The organism is Marinobacterium sp. BA1 (assembly GCF_041155135.1).
Lineage (GTDB): Bacteria > Pseudomonadota > Gammaproteobacteria > Pseudomonadales > Balneatricaceae > Marinobacterium > Marinobacterium iners.
Window position 1 is genome coordinate 894,134 of sequence record NZ_BAAFHC010000001.1, and the last position, 19,335, is coordinate 913,468.

19 protein-coding genes and 1 pseudogene are annotated in these 19,335 nt (G+C 58.0%); 18 read left to right on the forward strand and 2 right to left on the reverse strand.

The window, feature by feature from the left end; all coding sequences use genetic code 11:
- The first annotated feature begins 2 nt into the window (after positions 1-2).
- Entirely contained in the window at positions 3-392 is a 390-nt protein-coding gene (locus ACAM29_RS04320) for a hypothetical protein (protein WP_369623322.1), read from the forward strand.
- Entirely contained in the window at positions 392-1,123 is a 732-nt protein-coding gene (locus ACAM29_RS04325) for a hypothetical protein (protein WP_369623323.1), read from the forward strand. Before ACAM29_RS04320 ends, ACAM29_RS04325 begins: the two co-directional genes overlap by 1 nt.
- Positions 1,124-1,342: 219 nt before the next feature.
- Here ACAM29_RS04325 and ACAM29_RS04330 read toward each other — a convergent pair whose 3' ends face one another.
- Positions 1,343-2,473 (reverse strand): ADP-ribosylglycohydrolase family protein, encoded by a 1,131-nt coding sequence (locus tag ACAM29_RS04330; protein ID WP_369623324.1) that lies wholly within the window; start codon positions 2,471-2,473, stop codon positions 1,343-1,345.
- A 203-nt stretch (positions 2,474-2,676) separates the two neighbouring features.
- On the opposite strand from ACAM29_RS04330, the gene ACAM29_RS04335 reads away from it, so the two are divergent.
- The 16 genes from ACAM29_RS04335 to ACAM29_RS04410 all read left to right on the forward strand — a co-directional run bounded on the left by ACAM29_RS04335 (position 2,677) and on the right by ACAM29_RS04410 (position 18,049).
- A complete protein-coding gene (locus tag ACAM29_RS04335; RefSeq protein WP_369623325.1) occupies positions 2,677-3,567 on the forward strand; it encodes a VOC family protein in 891 nt (296 codons plus the stop codon).
- 24 nt (positions 3,568-3,591) lie between these two features.
- Positions 3,592-4,464, forward strand: a complete 873-nt coding sequence (locus ACAM29_RS04340) for a CoA transferase subunit A (RefSeq protein WP_369623326.1) — start codon at positions 3,592-3,594, stop codon at positions 4,462-4,464.
- 13 nt (positions 4,465-4,477) lie between these two features.
- Complete coding sequence (locus ACAM29_RS04345) at positions 4,478-5,287, forward strand: CoA-transferase subunit beta (protein ID WP_369623327.1); 810 nt, start codon at positions 4,478-4,480, stop codon at positions 5,285-5,287.
- Positions 5,288-5,300: 13 nt separating this feature from the next.
- Positions 5,301-6,224 carry an enoyl-CoA hydratase gene (locus ACAM29_RS04350; protein WP_369623328.1) on the forward strand — a complete coding sequence of 308 codons (924 nt, stop codon included), beginning with the start codon at positions 5,301-5,303 and terminating at the stop codon, positions 6,222-6,224.
- Positions 6,221-7,315: an NAD(P)H-dependent flavin oxidoreductase gene (locus ACAM29_RS04355; protein ID WP_369623329.1), complete on the forward strand. Its 1,095-nt coding sequence runs from the start codon at positions 6,221-6,223 to the stop codon at positions 7,313-7,315. The genes ACAM29_RS04350 and ACAM29_RS04355 overlap by 4 nt, the downstream gene beginning before the upstream one ends.
- A 1-nt stretch (position 7,316) precedes the next feature.
- A complete protein-coding gene (locus ACAM29_RS04360) occupies positions 7,317-8,069 on the forward strand; it encodes an enoyl-CoA hydratase family protein (RefSeq protein WP_369623330.1) in 753 nt (250 codons plus the stop codon).
- 8 nt (positions 8,070-8,077) lie between these two features.
- Positions 8,078-9,244 (forward strand): acyl-CoA dehydrogenase family protein, encoded by a 1,167-nt coding sequence (locus ACAM29_RS04365; protein WP_369623331.1) that lies wholly within the window; start codon positions 8,078-8,080, stop codon positions 9,242-9,244.
- 8 nt (positions 9,245-9,252) lie between these two features.
- Entirely contained in the window at positions 9,253-10,314 is a 1,062-nt protein-coding gene (locus ACAM29_RS04370; protein ID WP_369623332.1) for an acyl-CoA dehydrogenase family protein, read from the forward strand.
- Positions 10,314-11,468 (forward strand): acetyl-CoA C-acetyltransferase, encoded by a 1,155-nt coding sequence (locus tag ACAM29_RS04375; RefSeq protein ID WP_369623333.1) that lies wholly within the window; start codon positions 10,314-10,316, stop codon positions 11,466-11,468. Before ACAM29_RS04370 ends, ACAM29_RS04375 begins: the two co-directional genes overlap by 1 nt.
- 65 nt (positions 11,469-11,533) lie before the next feature.
- The gene (locus ACAM29_RS04380) at positions 11,534-12,418 is read left to right on the forward strand and encodes an SDR family oxidoreductase (protein ID WP_369623334.1); all 885 of its coding nucleotides are present in this window, start codon (positions 11,534-11,536) and stop codon (positions 12,416-12,418) included.
- Positions 12,419-12,429: 11 nt separating this feature from the next.
- Complete coding sequence (locus ACAM29_RS04385) at positions 12,430-13,215, forward strand: SDR family oxidoreductase (RefSeq protein WP_369623335.1); 786 nt, start codon at positions 12,430-12,432, stop codon at positions 13,213-13,215.
- Between the two features lie 11 nt (positions 13,216-13,226).
- Positions 13,227-13,697 (forward strand): MaoC family dehydratase, encoded by a 471-nt coding sequence (locus ACAM29_RS04390; protein WP_369623336.1) that lies wholly within the window; start codon positions 13,227-13,229, stop codon positions 13,695-13,697.
- A gap of 11 nt (positions 13,698-13,708) precedes the next feature.
- A complete protein-coding gene (locus ACAM29_RS04395) occupies positions 13,709-14,914 on the forward strand; it encodes an acetyl-CoA C-acyltransferase (RefSeq protein WP_369623337.1) in 1,206 nt (401 codons plus the stop codon).
- Between the two features lie 64 nt (positions 14,915-14,978).
- Entirely contained in the window at positions 14,979-15,734 is a 756-nt protein-coding gene (locus ACAM29_RS04400) for an SDR family NAD(P)-dependent oxidoreductase (RefSeq protein WP_369623338.1), read from the forward strand.
- A gap of 12 nt (positions 15,735-15,746) precedes the next feature.
- On the forward strand, positions 15,747-16,400 hold the full coding sequence (locus ACAM29_RS04405) for a TetR family transcriptional regulator (protein WP_369623339.1): 654 nt from the start codon (positions 15,747-15,749) through the stop codon (positions 16,398-16,400).
- Complete coding sequence (locus tag ACAM29_RS04410) at positions 16,397-18,049, forward strand: electron transfer flavoprotein-ubiquinone oxidoreductase (RefSeq protein WP_369623340.1); 1,653 nt, start codon at positions 16,397-16,399, stop codon at positions 18,047-18,049. Before ACAM29_RS04405 ends, ACAM29_RS04410 begins: the two co-directional genes overlap by 4 nt.
- 550 nt (positions 18,050-18,599) lie before the next feature.
- On the opposite strand, the pseudogene ACAM29_RS04415 reads toward ACAM29_RS04410, so the two are convergent.
- Positions 18,600-19,105, reverse strand: a pseudogene (locus ACAM29_RS04415) (transposase); the annotation flags it as partial.
- Between the last annotated feature and the right edge of the window lie 230 nt (positions 19,106-19,335).

Consider the following 19,335-nt stretch of genomic DNA (forward strand, 5'->3'; position numbering starts at 1 on the left):
ATATGAAGGTTCTATTACTTGACGATGATAAATATTTTTGTGAAGATTTTGCGACACTATTAGAAATGGAAGATGTCACTTGCGATATAAAAAACTCTGCAGACGATCTATTAGAAATAATAGATTGTCTAAATAGTTATAAGATAATATTTTTAGATATAATGTTAAGGAAGGGAAGTAAACAGGATGTTAATAATAGTCTTGAAACTGGTGAGATTCTTTACAAGTTAATTAGAGATAAATATCCTAATAAAAAAATCGTTATTATTTCAGCAAAAAACAAAGAAGATATAAAAATAAAAATAGATAATATTTTGACTAAATATATACAAAAGCCCCTTAGTAGTGGAATTAATGAAGTTTTCTCAATTTTAAAAGAGGATTTTTTTTGATGAAATGGACTTCATTTGTAATGATGTTTTTTTTACTTCCCATGGCTTCTGCATGTTACTCTGCATCAAATGATCCTAGTTCCGAAAATATAACTCCAACTACCGAATCAAATATTGGTTATGATGTGATAATAAGCTATTTAAGGGATGATTTAAATAATATAAATATTAAGATGAGCTCAGTTGAAAATGCTGGGTCAAAAGTTTCAAATAAAGTTGACGTGTTACATCAAAAGTATGATTTTTTATCAAAAGAAATTTCAGAAGCTAAAAATAGTTACTGGAGTATATATGGAGTTGTTGTTGGAATAATTGCCATCACTATAACTTTGGGTGGTATTGGGGTTTATATTACGATTAGAGAAAACACAAATTCTAAAAGAGCGCTTGAATTACAGGATAAGGAGCTCAGCTTACAACGAAAAGAGTTAGAGGAAAAATTCGAATTTATTGTTGCGGAATTAGCACAAAAAGCTAACAAGGAACTAAATTTGTTTCAGAAAAGAATGCGTTTACAAGAAATTCTGTTAGAAAGTGGTGATAAGGCAATCACCACAGACCTACAGAACGAGTTATATGAGGGAGTGAGATATTTAGACAGTGATCCAAGGGTTTCATATATTTCGCTGTATAAAAAAATTCTTAGATTATCTCTGGATAACGATGTTAAAAAATCTGTAGAAGAGGCATTAAATAATGCCAAGGATTTATTAGAGACTAATTGTAAATAATATACCATGTGTTATTAATTACTCTAAATAACCTGAACGAGTTTAAAGAAATATTTAATTAATTTGTCCAATATTTATTCACCTTGCTAATATAATAGTGCTGTTTGTGTACAGTGACAGTATTCACTTGGTAGTGGGCTGCCATATTGCCAAGTGGATACTGCGTCACATATGATTTCATTGCCTCAATACCGAGTCATATTCAAACATCAACACCCTTCACGACCTATCCCGGGCTTCACCCCCGTGACCTTTTATATCGCCAGCCAGTGCCTCGGCCAATGCTAGCAGCGGCTCAGCCCGCTCCAGGCCATCGATGAATCGTTGCGGAATGCCTGACAACCCCACCATCGCGCCGCTCAGGGCGCCGGTCAGCATGGCGCGTGCCATGTTCTGGCCGCCACCGTTGATCGCGTGCAGCACCGCCGGCTCGAAGTCGTCCGTGAAGCGAGCCGCCAGATAGTAGGCGGCCGGGAACTGGTGGTAGACCGCACACGGCAGGCCGTAAAGCAGGCCCACCTGCGAAGCGGGTTCGATGCGAATGGTATTGGCGTGGGCGGCGCGGGCAATACAGGACGGCGTGAGCAGCGCATCGGGCGAGGCAAACAGGCCTTCATGCCGCTTTTCCTGCTGCTTGCGTGACGGGGCTTCGAGTTTGCCTTGTGTAATGGTGTGAAAGGGCAGCTCGCCGGTTTTTACGCGGGCCATCAGCTTGTCTGAGAGATCGCCGTCGAGGCGATGGCCTTCTACCAGCATGCCCAGCACTGCGCCGAATGCGGTGGTCATGGCCATGACGGTGCCGTCCGCCTGGGTCAGGGCCGTGTTGGCCGTGACCGACCGGGCCAGCTCGCCGGGTGTGAGGGCGTAGCGCACGGCGATGGCGATGATGCGCTCTGCAGCTTCGGTGTTGTCGGCGTTGCCACCGATGGCCCCCCAGGGCAACCCTTGCTGAACCCGTTTGTGCCATGCATCCCGCATGGACTGGCTGGTGAAGCCGCCCGGGCCATGCATCGGGGTTCCGTCCAGTTGGGGGAACAGTTCGGTATCGAGCCGGCGGCAGAAATCGGCCTCGTCATAGCCTCCGCAGTCCACCAGTGAACGCAGCATCATCTCCAACAGGATACCTGATTGCGAGGGCTGACCGGGTTCGAGTCCCTCGTGATAGCGTCCGGGACGCGGGCGGGTGTAGGTGTCGATCCAGGGGCCGTAGTCGGCGACCAGTTGGTCCAGGTCGTAATACCAGTGCGGCCCAACCCCCAGGGCGTCACCAATGAAGGCGCCCATCAGGGCCCCCATCGCCCTGTCACGGAGTCTGTCGTCGGTTGAGGGGGTGATGTCATGCGCTGCCATGGGATTGCCTCACTCAGGGTATGTGCAAATGTCACCTGTAGTGTAGACCCTGCAACAGGGGGCACCCTTGCTGTCATGGACTGTCGGCTACGCCTTCGCGCTATCCATTCATTTTCCCCAATTCTGTTTAGTCTCAATGGACGATGAGACGCTGTACCTCCCTCCTGATAATGGGCAAAAGAACAAGACCCCGGAGGGATGTGATGATCGATATTCGCGAGTTGGGCTACCTGGTTGCCCAGTCTGAGAACCTGAAGGAATGGCAGGACTATGCCGAGAACGTACTCGGCATGATGAGCATGGACGCGCCGGAAGGCGGGCTCTACGTCAAGATGGACGAGCGCCCCTTCCGTATGCTGATTCTGGAAGGCAACGAAAATCGCTATCTGGCCTCCGGCTGGGAGCTAGCGTCCGAAGAAGCCTTTGCGGCGGCCATCGCCGAGCTGGATCAGAAGGGCATTGCCTGGGAAGCGGGGGATGCCAGCCTGTGCAACCAGCGCGCGGTGCAGCAGCTGGCCATTGTACGTGACCCGGCGGGCAACCGCCATGAACTGTACTGGGGCCATCGCTCCGAGTTCCTGCCGTTCGTATCCCCCCAGGGCGTGCCGCGCTTTGTCACCGGCGCGATGGGCTTGGGTCATGTTGTTCTGCCGGCGCCCAACTTTGACGAAACCCGCGACTTCCTCAAGAACGTGCTCGGTTTCGGTCTCTCCGACATCATGAATCACAAACCCGCGCCGGATGCCGATCCGCTGCGCATCCATTTCATGCACTGCAATAACGCTCGCCATCACAGCCTGGCTATTGCCGAGTTCCCGGTGCCGTCCGGCTGTGTTCACGCCATGGTGGAAGTGGACTGCATGACCGAAGTGGGGCGTGCCCATGACCGCATGCAGGCGCATGGCGTGAAGCTGTCCGCCACCCTGGGCGAACACCTCAATGATCGCATGACCTCCTTCTATATGAAGACGCCGTCCGGGTTCGATATTGAGTACGGCTTTGGTGGTCTGCAGGTGGACTGGAACGAGCACAGTGCCTTCGAATTTACCCGTGTCAGCGTTTGGGGCCATGACTTCTCAATCGGTTTCAAATAAGCGGCCCTGAGCAAGGAGTATTGAATGAACAAGCAGATGACAACCGCTGAAGCGGTAGCCCAGCTGCGCGATGGCATGACCATCGGCTTTGGTGGCTGGGGGCCGCGGCGCAAGCCGATGGCGATCGTGCGCGAGATCCTGCGTTCGGATGTAAAGGACCTGACCGTGGTGGCCTACGGTGGCCCGGAAGTGGGCATGCTCTGTGCGGCCGGTAAGGTCAAAAAGCTGATTTTCGGTTTTGCCACACTGGATGCGATTCCGCTGGAGCCCTGGTTCCGCAAGGTGCGTCAGGCCGGTGAGATCGAGGTGATGGAGCTGGATGAAGGCATGTTCCAGTGGGGGCTGCGTGCCGCTGGCATGCGAGTGCCCTTCCTGCCGACCCGCTGTGGTCTGGCGACCGATGTTGTCAAATACAACGACCTGCGCACCATCCGTTCGCCCTATGACGACGGCGAAGAGCTGCTGGCGATGCCGGCGCTGAATCTGGATATGGCCTTTGTTCATGTCAACAAGGCGGACAGGCTGGGCAACACCCTGATCACCGGCACCGATCCCTATTTTGATCATCTGGTGGCCCGTGCAGCCGAGCGTTGCATCGTCTCTGCGGAAGAGGTGGTCGACCGCCTGGAACTGGATCGTGACACCGCCCGCCTCAACACCTTTGAACGCTATCTGGTACAGGGCGTGGTGCATGCGCCCAAGGGCGCTCATCCGACCATGTGCGCGCCGAACTATGGCTGGGATCTGTCCCACCTTAAGCGCTATGTCGCCAGTGCCAGCGATGACAACGGCTGGCAGGTGTACATGGATGAGTTTGTGAACGGTGGCGAAGACGCCTATCAGGCCGCCAATGGTGGCGTTGCAGCGATGAGCAGCCTGCCGCTGCCGACATTCTGAGGAGAGGCACACAATGACGACCCACTGTGAATTTACGCTGGCCGAGCTGATGATTGTGGCCGCGTCCGAAGCCTTCCGCGGCGACGGTGAAATCCTTGCGTCCGGTCTGGGCATCATCCCGCGTCTGGGGGCCAGTCTGGCGAAGATGACCCATACCCCTGAACTGATGATGACCGACAGCGAGTGTCTGCTGGTTGAGGAGCCGATTCCGGTCGGCCCCCGTGGCGACTACGAGCCCAAGTATTCCGGCTACATGTCCTTCGAGCGCGTGTTCGAGTGCGTTTGGGGTGGCAAGCGTCACGCCATGATCGGCCCGACCCAGATCGACCGTTTCGGTCAGACCAACCTGTCCATCGTCGGTGACTACGACAAGCCGAAAGTGGCGATGCTGGGTGTACGCGGTCTGCCGGGTAACAGCATCAACCACATCAACTCGCTGTTCGTGCCCAACCACAATACGCGTGCCTTCGTGTCAGGCGAGGTCGATATGGTCTCCGGCGTGGGCTACAACCCGGCGCGCTGGTCCGAGCATATGCGTCAGGACCTGATGGAGATCCGTCACATCGTCACCAACCTGTGCGTGATGGATTTCGAGGGGCCTGATCATGCTATCCGCGTGCGTTCCCTGCACCCTGGCGTGACCTTTGAAGAGGTTCAGGACAATACCGGCTTCGAGCTGCTGAAGGCGCCGGACATGGGCGAAACCGCACACCCTACGCCTGAGCAGCTGGCGATCATCGCCAGGCTGGACCCGCACAACCTGCGTGCCCGTCAGCTCAAGGATAACCCGCCGGGTATCCGCACCGCGTCCACCGAACAGTAAACAGGAGCCTGTCATGACAGCAGCCAATCAAACGCAGGAATTCGTTCAGCGCGAAGACAAATCGGTCTACGAGACCGAGCAGCCGGTGCTGTACAGCGTCAAGGATGGTATCGCCACCGTGACCATGAACCGGCCCGGGTTCAATAACGCGCAGAACTCGCAGATGACCTACGCCCTGGATGCGGCGTTTCGTCAGGCGGTGGATGACGACAGCGTCAAGGTGATCGTGCTGCGCGGTGAAGGCAAGCACTTCTCCGCCGGTCATGACATCGGCACTCCCGGCCGCGACATCAACAAGGAATTCGATCGCAGCACGCTGTGGTGGGACCACACCAACAAGCCGGGTGGCGAATACCTCTATGCCCGCGAGCAGGAAGTCTATCTGGGCATGTGCCGCCGCTGGCGCGATCTGCCCAAGCCGACCATTGCCATGGTGCAGGGCGCCTGCGTCGCCGGTGGTCTGATGCTGGCCTGGGTCTGTGACCTGATCATCGCCAGTGATGACGCCTTCTTCCAGGACCCGGTGGTGCGCATGGGGATTCCGGGGGTGGAGTACTTCGCCCATCCCTACGAACTCAATCCGCGTGTGGCCAAGGAATTCCTGTTTCTGGGTGATCGCATGAGCGCCGAGCGTGCCCGCGAAATGGGGATGGTCAACCGGATTTTCAGCCGTGATGAGCTGGCCGATGCCACCTATGAGATCGCGGCCAAAATCGCCCGTCAGCCGCGCATGGGGCTGGCGCTGACCAAGCAGGTGATCAACCACGTGGAAGATCTGGCCGGCAAGCGCACCGGGATGGAGGCGGCCTTTGCCTGGCACCACTTTGCCCACGTACACAATGAACAGATCTCCGGTGACCTCTTGGGTGGCTACGACGCCAAGGGCATGGTGAAAGCGAACAAGGCAGAAGCATCAGCCAACGGAGAGAAAGCATGAGTCCGCTGTTGCAGACCGAGCTGACCCGCCGTCTGGGCTGCCGCTATCCGATCATCCAGACCGCCATGGGCTGGGTGTCGGATGCCAATCTGGTGATCGCCACCACCAACGGCGGCGGCTTTGGCTTTCTGGCCGGTGCCACCATCGAGCCGTCACAGCTGGAAGGCGAGATCAAGAAAGTGATCGAGGCTACCGGTGGCAGCAATTTCGGTCTTAATTTCCACATGTTCCAGGAAAACGCCATGCAGTGCGTGGAACTGGCGATTCAGTACCGTTTGAAGGCCGTGAGTTATGGCCGAGGCCCGGACAAGGAAACCATTGGCCGACTCAAGGCAGCCGGCGTGCTCTGTATCCCCACAGTGGGGGCGCTCAAGCACGCCGTCAAAGCGGTGCAGCTTGGGGCGGACATGATCACCATTCAGGGCAGTGAGGGTGGCGGTCATACCGGTGGTGTACCGACCACCATCCTGTTGCCGCAGGTGCTGGATGCGGTCGATGTGCCGGTGATTGCGGCGGGTGGGTACTCCACCGGGCGTGGTCTGGCTTCGGCGCTGGCCGCCGGTGCCGCTGGTATCGCCATGGGGACCCGTTTCATGATGACCTCGGACTCACCCACCCCGCAGCAGACGCTGGAGCGTTACCTTGCCGTGCAGGACCCGCAGAAGATCCGCGTCACTCTGGCGGTGGATGGCATGCGTCATCGCATGGTGGAAAACGCCTTTATCCACAAGCTGGAAGGGGCCAGCCCCATGCGCAAGCTGTGGATCGCCCTGAGCAGCGCACGCCAGTGGCAACGCGAGACCGGCATGACCTTTGGTCATATGGTGAAGACCTTCATCAAGGCGGTGAAAGAGGACCCGGCGCAGATGTCACAGGTGGTGATGTCGGCCAATCAGCCGGTTCTGCTGCAACGCTCCATGGTTCAGGGCTTCCCTGACGAGGGCATTCTGCCCAGCGGCCAGGTGGCCGCCGCCATCAACGAACTGATCAGCGCACCGGAATTGATCGCAGCGATCGCCGGTGAGGCCGAAACCTGTCTGGAGGCGATCTGTTCCCGCGCCAATCGGCAGGCACTTGAGGAGGCATCCTGAAATGAGTACTGCATACACAACACAGATTGATAACGGTATCGCCGAAGTGGTGATCGACAAGCGTCCCGTGAATGCCCTGGACAGCCGCGAGTGGTTTGAACTGGCCGAGGGGGTTGAAGCGCTGGGCCGTAATTCTGAAGTGCGCGTCATCGTCATTCGGGCCGAGGGGCGTGGCTTCTGTGCCGGCGTTGACATCAAGGAATTGGATCAGCACCCCGAACGCATCGTCGCTGTGAATGCCGGCAACTACGCCACTTTCAAGGCGGTACATCGCTGTGACGTGCCGGTGATCGTGGCCGTACATGGCTATGTACTGGGTGGCGGCATCGGCATCACCGGTGCCGCCGATATTGTGGTCGCGTCCGAATGTGCCAGCTTTGCCCTGCCTGAAGTGGATCGCGGTGCCATGGGAGGCGGCGCTCACCTGCAACGCCTGTTCCCGGTACAGAAAGTGCGTCAGATGTTCTTCACCGGTGAAGCCGTGTCGGCCCGTGAGGCAGACCGTTACAACTTCATCGAACGCATCGTGCCGAAAGAGCAACTGCGTGAGGCTGCGCTGGAGATTGCAGCCAAAATCGCGGCCAAGAGCCCGGCCATGATCCGCATCGCCAAAGAGGCCTTGAACGGTATCGAGGACGGCAACCTGGAAGACAAGTACCGCTGGGAGCAGGGCTTCACGTTGCAGGCCTATACCAGTCCGGACTCGGCGGAAACCCGCCGCGCCTTTGTCGAAAAACGTGACGCCAATTTCTGAGGTTCGCCATGGATCTGAACTATACCCCTCGCCAGCAGGCTTTCCGTCAGGAAGTGCGTGCGTGGCTCAAGGATAATCTGCCGGCGCAGAAGCTGGCGAGCTATGACACCCGTGAAGGGTTCGAGCAGCACCGTGAGTGGGAGCGCAAACTGTTTGAAGCGCGCCTGTCGATGGTGATGTGGCCGGAAGAACTCGGCGGTCGCGGCTGTGACCTGATCGAGTGGCTGATTTTTGAAGAGGAGTATTACGGCGCCGATGCTCCCATGCGCGTGAACCAGAACGGCCAGCTGCTGCTTGGCCCCACGCTGATGGAATTTGGTACCGAGGCGCAGAAAAAGCGCTTCCTGCCACGCATGGCGGCCAGTGACGACATGTGGGCTCAGGCCTGGTCCGAGCCCAACGCCGGTTCCGATATGGCGGCGATCAGCTCCAAGGCGATCCGTGATGGCGACCATTACGTGATCAACGGCCAGAAAACCTGGTCCACTCGCGCTATCTATGCCGATTGGGCCTTTGGATTGTTCCGCTCCGATGCCGATTCCAAGCGCCACCACGGCCTGTCGTTCCTGATGGTGCCGCTGGATGCCGAGGGTGTGACCATTCGTCCGATCAAGGCGCTGAACGGCAAGGATGCGTTTGCCGAAATCTTCTTCGACAACGTGCGGGTGCCGGTTGAAAACCGCATCGGCGAAGAGGGCAGCGGCTGGCATGTGGCGATGGCGACTGCCGGTTTCGAGCGCGGTCTGCTGTTGCGCTCGCCGGCCCGCTTCCAGCAGCCGGTACGCAAATTGATCGAGCTGTACAAGGCCAACCAGACCACCGCTGACCGTGACCCGAGCATTCGTGATGCGGTGATGGATGTCTGGGCCGGTGTCGAGTCCTACGCACTGTCGGCCTATCAGTCCGTTGGTCGCCTGGCACGTGGCGAGAAGATCGGTGCCGAGTCCAGCATCAACAAGATCATCTGGTCCGAACTGGATCTCAAAATCCATGAAACCGCGATGCGCATTCTGGGTGCACGTGGCGAACTGTTGAGCAGCGCACCGCAGAACGAGGATGACTATGGCTGGCTGGAGGGCTTCCTGTTTGCTCAGGCCGGACCGATCTACGCCGGTGCCAACGAGATTCAACGCAACATAATCGCCGAGCGCATGCTCGGCCTGCCAAAAGCCTGAGGTGCGCCATGGACTTCACTTTTACCGATGACGAACGCGCCTTCCAGGAAGCTATCAGCCGCTTCCTGATGACCGAGGCGGCCCCGGAAGCGCTGCGCGAAATCTGGGAAACCGACAGCGGCCGCTCGCCGGACCTGCGCAACAAAATGGCTGAACAGGGACTGACAGCGCTGTCTGTGCCGGAAGAGGCCGGTGGCCTTGGCATGGGGGATGTGGCCTGGTCGCTGATGACCCAGGAGTTGGGTTACTACGGCATCCCCGACTCATTGGCCGATACCGCCTATGTGGCAACCAGCATGATTGCCGCACTGCCCGAGTCGGTCAGCGACCGCAACGGCTGGCTGGAACAGATTGCCGATGGCAGCCTGCGCATCGCCGTGGGCCATCCCGTCAACCCGCTGGTGGCGGATGCGCACATGGCAGACTTTGTGTTGCTGAACCACGAAGGCGAAATTCACGCCGTGCCGCGCTCCCTGGTCGATGTTGAGCAGAACCCCAGCATCGACTCTTCGCGGCGTCTGTGCCGCGTGATGTGGGAGCCCAATAGTGCCACCGGCATCGCTGATGCCGAGACCGGCGCGCCCATCTGGGATGAGGCCCTGAATCGAGGTGCGCTTTCGGTTGCGGGCCAGCTGCTGGGGCTGGCTCAGCGCATGCTGGACCTGTCGGTGGACTATGTGGCCCAGCGCAAGCAGTTCGGCAAACCGATCGGCAGCTTTCAGGCGGTCAAACACCATCTGGCCGACGTGGCAGGCAAGATCGAGTTCGCCAAGCCGGTACTGTATCGCGCTGCCTATTCCCTGCAGCACGGCAACCCCGATGCCGCGCTGCACATCTCTCAGGCACACATTGCCTGTGGCGAAGCGGCCCATCTGGCAGCCCGTCATGGCATTCAGGTACACGGCGCCATGGGATACACCTGGGAAGTGGACCTGCAGATGTTCATGAAACGCACTTGGGCACTCGAATCTTCATGGGGTGACCATGGATTCCACAAGGCGCGCATCAGCGACGCCATTTTTGCTGACGGCGCGCCCTTGGGCCCGGGTCAGACATTCGGGAGGTCATGATGGCTGAAGCCTATATTGTCGATGCTCTGCGCTCGCCCACCGGACGCCGCAAGGGGGGGCTGTCCCATGTCCATGCCATTGATCTGGGCGCCCACGTGCTCAAGGCGCTGGTGGAACGCAACGCCATACCGGCCGACGAGTATGACGATGTCATCTTTGGCTGCGTCGATACCATCGGCTCTCAGGCCGGTGATATCGCCCGCACCAGCTGGCTGGCTGCCGGTCTGCCGCTCAATGTCGCGGGTACTACCGTGGACCGTCAGTGCGGTTCTTCTCAGCAGGCGCTGCACTTCGCGGCACAGGCGGTAATGAGCGGGACTCAGGACGTGATAGCCGTGGGCGGCGTACAAACGATGACCCAGATTCCGATCTCCGCCGCCATGCTGGCCGGTCAGCCCTACGGTTTCACAACGCCCTTTGCCGAGAGCAAAGGCTGGCAGGCCCGTTTCGGTGATGCGCCGGTAAACCAGTTCTATGCCGCGCAGCGCATCGCCGACCATTGGGGCATCAGCCGTGCCGACATGGAAGCCTTTGCACTGGAAAGCCACCGTCGTGCTATCGCGGCGATTGAATCCGGTCACTTCGAGCGCGAGATCGTGCCGCTGGACGGTGTTACCCGCGATGAAACCCCGCGCCAGACAACACTGGAAAAAATGGCCGAGCTGGAACCGGTGGATCCGACCTATCCGTCGATCACCGCAGCTGTGTCCAGCCAGACCTGTGATGCCTCCGCTGCATTGCTGGTGGTATCCGAGGCTGCGCTGAAGCGCTATAACCTGACGCCGCGTGCCCGCATCCATCACATCAGTGTCTGCGGTGACGATCCCATCTGGCACTTGCGGGCACCGATTCCGGCCACGCAGGCCGCGCTGAAAAAAGCCGGCATGACCATGGATCAGATCGATCTGGTCGAGATCAACGAAGCCTTCGCATCCGTGGTGATGTCCTGGCTGCAGGAAACCGGCTACAGCCACGACAAGACCAACGTCAACGGCGGCGCCATCGCGCTGGGCCACCCGCTGGGGGCTACGGGGGCACGTCTGATGACCGGTCTGCTGCATGAGCTGGAGCGTCGTGGCGGGCGATATGGTTTGCAGACCATGTGCGAAGGCGGTGGTCAGGCGAATGTGACCATTATTGAGCGCCTCGGCTAAGTCCAGCCGAAAGCTATACATCCGAATTGAAGACAGGCTCGCTGCGGCGGGCCCTGGGGGAAGCTATGTCTATTCTGCAAGGCCGTGTGGCCATCATTACCGGTGCGGGCGGTGGTTTGGGTGCAGCTCATGCCAAAGTGTTTGCGGCCGAAGGTTGCTCCGTGGTGGTAAACGACATCAATGAAGCCGCGGCTCAGGCCGTAGTGGACGAGATCACGGCGGCCGGTGGCAAGGCGATCGTCAACACCTCCGATATTACGAATTACGAAGACAGCGCCAACGCGGTGAAACAGGCCATCGAGAGCTTCGGTGATCTGCACATCGTGCTGAACAACGCCGGTGTGAACCGCGACCGCATGTTCGCGTCCATGACTGAGCAGGAGTGGGACACCATCATGGCGGTGCACCTGAAAGGCCACTTCTGCATCGCTTCCCATGCCGTTCACTACTGGCGTGATCAGGTCAAGGCGGGCAAGTCGGTTGCCGCACGCATCATCAACACCACCTCTGGTGCCGGTCTGCAGGGCTCCATCGGTCAGTCCAACTATGCCGCTGCCAAGGGCGGTATTGCCGCACTGACGCTGAATCAGGCCGCCGAACTCGGCCGTTACGGCATCACCGCCAACGCCGTTGCTCCGGCGGCGCGTACCGGCATGACCACTGCGGTCGAGGCGATGGCAACCCGTATGGCCAAGCCGGAAGACGGCAGTTTCGACTACTGGGCACCGGAAAACGTTTCCACGCTGCTGGCCTGGCTGGCCTCTGAAGAAGCGGGCGATGTGACGGGTAAGGTGTTTGAGTCTGAAGGCGGTCGCATCTGCATCTGTGACGGCTGGCGCACCACTGAAGGCGTGGACAAGGGCGACCGCTGGGAGCCGTCCGAGCTGGGTGAAGTGATCCACACACTGATCAAGGACGCCGTTCCGGCACAGAAAGTCTGGGGCAGCTGAGGAGAAGGCACATGAGCACTATACCGAAATACGTTGAAGGTCACGGTCTGCTCAAGGGCAAGTCCGTGCTGATAACCGCTGCTGCAGGGGCAGGCATCGGGTTCTCCGCAGCGAAACGCGCCGCCGAAGAAGGCTGCCGTGCGCTGATGATCTCCGACATTCATCCGCGCCGTCTGGAAGAGGCGGTTGCCGCGCTGAAGCAGGAGACCGGCCTGAACGAAGTCTACGGACAGCTGTGTAATGTGACCGTGGAAGAGGAAGTGCAGGCGCTGATTGCCGAGGCAGAAGCCAAGCTGGGCGGTGTCGATGTGCTGATCAATAACGCCGGTCTCGGCGGTCAGAAGACCGTGGTCGAAATGACCGATGAGGAGTGGCACCGAGTGCTGGATATCACCCTGACCGGCACTTTCCGCATGACCCGCGCCATGCTGCCGCACATGCAAAAGCGTGGTGCTGGCACCATCGTCAACAACGCCTCGGTACTGGGCTGGCGCGCGCAGAAAGAACAGGCGCACTACGCTGCGGCGAAGGCCGGTGTGATGGCGCTGACCCGTTGCAGTGCACTGGAAGCCGCTGAACATGGCGTGCGCATCAATGCGGTATCGCCGTCCATCGCGCTGCATGACTTCCTGAAAAAAGCCTCCAGCGAAGAGCTGCTGGCACAGCTGTCCAGCCGCGAGGCGTTCGGCCGTGCCGCCGAGGTGTGGGAAGTGGCCAACGTAATGATGTTCCTGTCCAGCGATTACTCCTCCTACATGACCGGTGAAGTGCTTTCGGTCAGCTCGCAGCACGCTTAAGGAGATTCAGGATGGCAAACCAGACGTTTTGCAGCGCCGAGGCGCTGCTGGCCGCTGAAGGGATGGATCTGGGCTGCAGCGAGTGGCTGGAGATCACCCAGGAGCGGATCAACCTTTTTGCCGAGGCCACCGGTGACCACCAGTGGATTCATGTCGATCCCGTAAAGGCCGCTGACGGCCCGTTCGGCAAGTGCATCGCTCACGGCTACCTGACCCTGTCGCTGGTTAACCTCTTTCTGCCGCAGTTGATGGCGGTCGAGAACCTGCAGATGGGCGTCAACTACGGCTGCGACAAGGTGCGCTTCCCGGCGGCGGTGCCGGTGGGCAGCCGCATCCGTGGCCGAGGTGAAGTGATCGCCGTGGAAGCGATCAAGCAGGCGGTGCAGGCCACCGTGCGCGTGACCGTCGAGATCGAAGGCAGTGACCGTCCCGGTTGCGTCATCGATACAATCAGCCGTTACACCTTCAATCCGGCTCAGTAAGGAGAATCGAGATGAGCGAAGCAGTCATTGTATCCACGGCGCGTACCGCGCTGACCAAGTCGTTCCGCGGCTCCTTCAACGATACCGAAGCCCCGGTGCTGGGTGGCCATGTTGTTCGTGCTGTTGTTGAGCGCGCCGATATCGAACCGGAAGCGGTGGAAGACGTGATCATGGGCGCGGCGGTACAGCAGGGTACCCAGGCCTACAATATCGGTCGACTTTGTGCGTACACCGGCGGCCTGCCGGACAGCGTGCCCGGCATGGCGCTGGATCGCATGTGTGCCTCCGGTCTGATGACCATCGGCGTGGCGGCCAAGAGCATCATCGCCGGTGAGATGAAAATCGCCATCGCCGGTGGTGTCGAGTCGCTGTCACTGACCCAGACCAAGCACAAGAATACCTATCGCGCTCAGTCCGAGGCGGTAAAAGAAGTAGTCCCCAGCGCCTACATCCCGATGATCGAAACCGCCGAGATCGTGGCCGAGCGCTACGGTATCAGCCGTGAAGAGCAGGACCGTTACGCCCTGCAAAGCCAGCAGCGCACCGCTGCCGCGCAGGACGCGGGTCTGTTCGATGACGAGATCGTGCCGCTGACCGCTCAGCAGCTGGTGTTTGATGCTGATCGCAAGCCGGCCGGTCACAAGGAAGTGGTCGCGGATCGTGACGAGTGCAACCGTCCGCAGACCACTTACGAAAGCCTGGCCGATCTGGCGCCGGTATGGAAGGACGGGCAGTGGGTCGCCGAGGGCAAGCATGTCACCGCTGGCAACGCCTCCCAATTTTCGGATGGTGCCTCTGCTGCGTTGCTGATGAGCCGTGAAGAAGCGGATCGTCGTGGTATCGCACCGCTGGGTATCTACAAGGGCATAGCCGTTGCCGGTTGCAAGCCGGAAGAGATGGGCATTGGTCCGGTCTATGCGATTCCCAAGCTGCTGGAGCGCTTCAACCTTAAAGTGGACGATGTTGGTCTGTGGGAGATCAACGAAGCTTTTGCCAGTCAGGTGCTGTACTGCCGTGACACCCTGGGCATTCCCAATGACCGCCTGAACGTGAACGGTGGGGCCATCTCCATCGGCCATCCGTTCGGCATGTCCGGTGCGCGCATGGTGGGTCATGCCCTGATCGAAGGCCGTCGCCGTGGCGTTAAGTATGTGGTTATCGCCATGTGCATCGGCGGTGGCATGGGGGCGGCGGGCCTGTTTGAAGTCTGCCCCTGATCGACGCAAAAGGCGTCCTGTGGGGCGCCCTGTCTTGAAAACGCTCAAATACAAGGACAAGAACATGAGCCAGAAACTGTTTGAACTTGAAGGTCTGGTGGCGCTGGTGACCGGAGCCGGTCAGGGCATGGGCCTGGGTGTTGCCCGTGCGTTGGCAACCCAGGGGGCCAGGGTCGTGATCAATGACTATTACGCCGAGCGTGCCGAGAGCGCCGTGGCTCAGCTGCGTGAGGAAGGCTTTGACGTCTTCGCCGCGCCGGGTGATATCACCGATGCGCAGGTGCGTGAAAGTATCGTGGCTACCGCCGAGCGCGAGTTTGGTCCGGTCAGCATTCTGGTCAACAATGCCGGTGTCCCGCCGGGCATGCCGGACTCGCTGCGCCACTTCAAGGATCTGGCTGACGAGGATTTCGAACGCCAGCTGGACCTGAATCTGCGTGCCATTCTGGGCCTTACCCGTCGTGTCGTCGATGGCATGGTGGAGCAGGGCTTTGGACGCATCATCATTATCAGCTCCGAGTCCTGGCGTCAGGGGCTGCAGTTTGGTCTGACCAACTATGCCGCCGCCAAGTCCGCCGCACTGGGTTTCATGCGTCATCTGGCCCATGAGGTTGGGCGCAAGGGCATCACCGCCAACGCGGTATCGCTGGGCACCATGAACAACTTTGGCGACTACGCCGAGTACGCCAAGGCAACCGCCGTGGGCCGTACCGGTACGCCGGAAGATGTGGGGGCGGCGGTGGCCTATCTGGCGTCCCGCGAGGCCTCCTGGATGTCCGGTCAGGTGCTGCCGCTCAACGGCGGCTCTATCACTTCCTGAGGCTGAACCATCATGCGACGCACCCGTGAAGAAGCCGAAGCGACACGGCTTGCGATTATGGAGAAGGGACTGGAGCTGTTCTCCGAGCAGGGCGTAGCCGCGACCCGATTGAGTGATATCGCTCGGGACGCCGGCTTTACACGCGGTGCGATCTATTGGCACTTCAAGAACAAATGGGATCTGTTTGATGCCATCTGTGAATTCTATTCGCAGCCGTTCAAGCAGCTCAGTGATGCCAGCCTGTCTGATCAGGAACAGGACCCATTGGGCAAGCTGCGTCAGTTGCTGGTGGGTCTGCTGAGCAAGATCGAGTTTGATCCAAGCTTCAGGCGCATGATGGTGATGTTCATCCGTGAAAGCTCGGGGATCTGTGTGGGCGAGATATCCGACCCGGTTGCGCAGTTCATGCAGTACCAGCATCGGCGTCGATTGAGCGTGATTCGTAACGCGATCAAGCGTGGGCAGTTGCCTGCCAGCATCGATCCCGAGGCGGCATCCTGGCTGATCAAGGCGATGGTGGATGGCTATATCACCAGCTGGCTTCAACGCAGCGACTATTTTTCGATTTCAAGTAATGCAGACGTGTTTGTGGATACGGTGATTGCCAGCCTGAGTGCGTTACAGCCTGTTCCGGACTCTGTCGATGATGAGGTATGTACATTATGAGTCGTGAATCGATGGAATTTGATGTGGTGATCGTCGGTGCCGGTCCGGCAGGGCTGTCAGCGGCCTGTCGCCTGATGCAGCAGGCTCAGGCGGCCGAACGGGAGTTGACCGTCTGTGTGGTGGAGAAAGGCTCCGAAGTCGGTGCTCATATCCTGTCGGGGGCGGTGATGGAGACCCGCGCCCTGGATGAACTCTTTCCCGATTGGAAAGAGCAGGGCGCGCCGTTGAATACGGCAGTGACCGCTGACCGCGTGGTTATGCTCAAGGATGCCGAGCGCACGACGGTATTGCCGAATGCGTTTGTTCCCAAGCCGATGCACAACGACGGCAACTATATCGTCAGTGTGGGCAACCTGTGCCGCTGGCTGGCCGAGCAGGCCGAAGGTCTTGGTGTGGAAGTGTTCCCGGGCTTTGCCGCTGCCGAGGTGCTTTATCACGAGGATGGCAGCGTAAAGGGCATCGCCACCGGTGATATGGGTGTGACGGCTGCAGGCGAACAGGGCCCCAACTACATGCCGGGTATGGAGCTACACGCAAAATACACCCTGTTTACCGAAGGGTGCCGTGGTCATCTGGGCAAGCAGTTGATCAGCCGCTACCAGCTGGATCGGGATGCGGACCCCCAACACTACGGCATCGGCATCAAGGAGCTATGGGACATCGACCCGGCCAAACATCAGCCCGGTCTGGTGGTGCACGGCTCCGGCTGGCCTTTGAGTGAGTCCGGCGCCAGCGGCGGTTTCTTTCTCTACCACACCGATGACAACCAGGTAGTCGTGGGTCTGATCACTGACCTGAACTACTCCAACCCCTGGCTGAGCCCGTTTGACGAGTTTCAGCGTATGAAGCATCACCCCGAGATCAGTCAGGTACTGGAGGGAGGCACGCGTGTCGCCTACGGTGCCCGTGCCATCGCGAAAGGCGGCTTCAATGCGTTGCCGAAAATGACCATGCCGGGTGCACTGCTGCTGGGGTGTGATGCCGGTACGCTGAATTTCAGCAAGATCAAGGGTACGCACACCGCGATGAAATCCGGCATGCTGGCCGCGGAAACAGTGGCCGAAACACTGCTGGCCGGTGATGAAGGTGGTCGAGACCTATCCGCGTTCACCGATGTGTTCAAGGCGTCCTGGCTATATGACGAGCTGTACCGCTCCCGCAACTTTGGTCCAGCGATGCACAAACTGGGTACCTGGCTCGGTGGTGCCTTCAACTATGTTGACCAAAACTGGTTTGGCGGCAGAATCCCGATCACGCTGCATGATACCGAGCATGATCACGCTCAGCTGAAGCTGGCGGATCAGTCCATAAAGATCGACTATCCCAAGCCGGATGGCGTGCTCTCGTTCGACAAGCTCTCGTCAGTATTCCTGTCCAATACCAACCACGAGGAAGACCAGCCCTGCCATCTGCAGCTGAAAGACGCCCGCATTCCGATCAGCCACAACCTGCCGACATATGCCGAGCCGGCACAGCGTTACTGCCCTGCAGGTGTGTATGAGGTAGTGGAAGGCGAGGGCGGCCCACAGTTCCAGATCAACGCGCAGAACTGCGTTCACTGCAAAACCTGCGATATCAAGGACCCGGCCCAGAACATCACCTGGGTGGTGCCTGAAGGTGCCGGAGGCCCGACATATCCCAACATGTAGCGGCCTGAAACTGCCCTGCACAGCGCTCTAGTCCATTTGGACGATTCGCGGTGCAGGCTGCAGGTAGAAGGTAGCTCTGGAACAAGCAAAAAGTGGGAGATCACAATGATAAAAAACAGATCCCGCCTTGCCATAATCTGTGCTCAGTGTCTAATATTTACAGCGTTGGTAGGGCTTGTGACAGTGTCATACGTTAAAAATCAGCCGAAAGGTTCAACAGAATCTCATTATGATTTCTTTGGTGGATCTCAGATTTTTAACGTCTATGACTATCTGATCAGCTCATACCACCCGGAAGGGTATGACCCCAATAAAGTTGATGTGATTACACACAGCGCTCTTACTCACTGAAAAAAGCATAATAAGTGGCGATGTTCAGTGACAAGAAACTCTCAGTGTCACTGAACGTCGGCCGTTTACGATAGGGAAGCTACGAATAAGTCCGACCTAAGGCTCTGAAACGTCGTTGTCACTGCCTCAGCGGCGGAAATTCAAAACTTTTAATCCTTTTTAACCAGCTGCAACCACCTTTGCAGGCAGCACAGACGGATTAACCCTGCGCCCTCAACATCTGCCACCCGCACAACATTGGCCAGCGCGAACAGCATGGCCAACTTGCAGTCGTTTTTCTTCAGGCCACGGTAGCGGGCTTTTACAAAACCAAACTGGCACTTGATGATCCGGAACGGATGCTCAACTTTCGCACGGATACTGGCTTTCAGATACTCGGTGCGGATTCTGACTTTATTGATCCGAGGGTATTTTTCAGTGTCTTCAGCTTCCCTGGCTGTTCGGTGATGTACCAGTCCGCGCTGACATCTTTAAGGTGCGGGCATCAACCCCGATGTGAGCCTTCATCCCGGAGTGCCATTGATTCCCTTTTTTGGTCTGGTGCATTTCGGGATCGCGTTCGCCCGTTTTGTTCGTGGTGGAGCTGGGAGCTTCGATGATGTTGGGATCGACCAGTGAGCCCTCTTTCAGCAGGACTCCGGCTTCAGACAGCCATTGGTTTACCTCTTCAAAAACCTGTCGAGACAGACCGTGGCGCTCCAAAAGAGGCTCGGCGTTCGGGGTTTGCGTCCTGGAATGACGCGCGGGAATGTATTACCGAGCTGTTGGACGTACTGTCTGAGTTTGAAGCAGTGGCGCGTGAGCATGGTTTGAGCAGATCAACTGCAAGGCTGATATCGAACAGTTGCATAGTGTACGGGAAGCCAACATGCATTTGGTTGGTTCATGAGCTAACGGATGCTAAAAAAATTTGCATTCGAAACTCGGCATCTATA

Bases quoted from the DNA above. Each gene is read 5' to 3' on its own strand.
- ACAM29_RS04320 (WP_369623322.1), top strand. From the start codon at position 3: ATGAAGGTTCTATTACTTGACGATGATAAATATTTTTGTGAAGATTTT.
- ACAM29_RS04325 (WP_369623323.1), top strand. From the start codon at position 392: ATGAAATGGACTTCATTTGTAATGATGTTTTTTTTACTTCCCATGGCT.
- ACAM29_RS04330 (WP_369623324.1), bottom strand. From the start codon at position 2,473: ATGGCAGCGCATGACATCACCCCCTCAACCGACGACAGACTCCGTGAC.
- ACAM29_RS04335 (WP_369623325.1), top strand. From the start codon at position 2,677: ATGATCGATATTCGCGAGTTGGGCTACCTGGTTGCCCAGTCTGAGAAC.
- ACAM29_RS04340 (WP_369623326.1), top strand. From the start codon at position 3,592: ATGAACAAGCAGATGACAACCGCTGAAGCGGTAGCCCAGCTGCGCGAT.
- ACAM29_RS04345 (WP_369623327.1), top strand. From the start codon at position 4,478: ATGACGACCCACTGTGAATTTACGCTGGCCGAGCTGATGATTGTGGCC.
- ACAM29_RS04350 (WP_369623328.1), top strand. From the start codon at position 5,301: ATGACAGCAGCCAATCAAACGCAGGAATTCGTTCAGCGCGAAGACAAA.
- ACAM29_RS04355 (WP_369623329.1), top strand. From the start codon at position 6,221: ATGAGTCCGCTGTTGCAGACCGAGCTGACCCGCCGTCTGGGCTGCCGC.
- ACAM29_RS04360 (WP_369623330.1), top strand. From the start codon at position 7,317: ATGAGTACTGCATACACAACACAGATTGATAACGGTATCGCCGAAGTG.
- ACAM29_RS04365 (WP_369623331.1), top strand. From the start codon at position 8,078: ATGGATCTGAACTATACCCCTCGCCAGCAGGCTTTCCGTCAGGAAGTG.
- ACAM29_RS04370 (WP_369623332.1), top strand. From the start codon at position 9,253: ATGGACTTCACTTTTACCGATGACGAACGCGCCTTCCAGGAAGCTATC.
- ACAM29_RS04375 (WP_369623333.1), top strand. From the start codon at position 10,314: ATGGCTGAAGCCTATATTGTCGATGCTCTGCGCTCGCCCACCGGACGC.
- ACAM29_RS04380 (WP_369623334.1), top strand. From the start codon at position 11,534: ATGTCTATTCTGCAAGGCCGTGTGGCCATCATTACCGGTGCGGGCGGT.
- ACAM29_RS04385 (WP_369623335.1), top strand. From the start codon at position 12,430: ATGAGCACTATACCGAAATACGTTGAAGGTCACGGTCTGCTCAAGGGC.
- ACAM29_RS04390 (WP_369623336.1), top strand. From the start codon at position 13,227: ATGGCAAACCAGACGTTTTGCAGCGCCGAGGCGCTGCTGGCCGCTGAA.
- ACAM29_RS04395 (WP_369623337.1), top strand. From the start codon at position 13,709: ATGAGCGAAGCAGTCATTGTATCCACGGCGCGTACCGCGCTGACCAAG.
- ACAM29_RS04400 (WP_369623338.1), top strand. From the start codon at position 14,979: ATGAGCCAGAAACTGTTTGAACTTGAAGGTCTGGTGGCGCTGGTGACC.
- ACAM29_RS04405 (WP_369623339.1), top strand. From the start codon at position 15,747: ATGCGACGCACCCGTGAAGAAGCCGAAGCGACACGGCTTGCGATTATG.
- ACAM29_RS04410 (WP_369623340.1), top strand. From the start codon at position 16,397: ATGAGTCGTGAATCGATGGAATTTGATGTGGTGATCGTCGGTGCCGGT.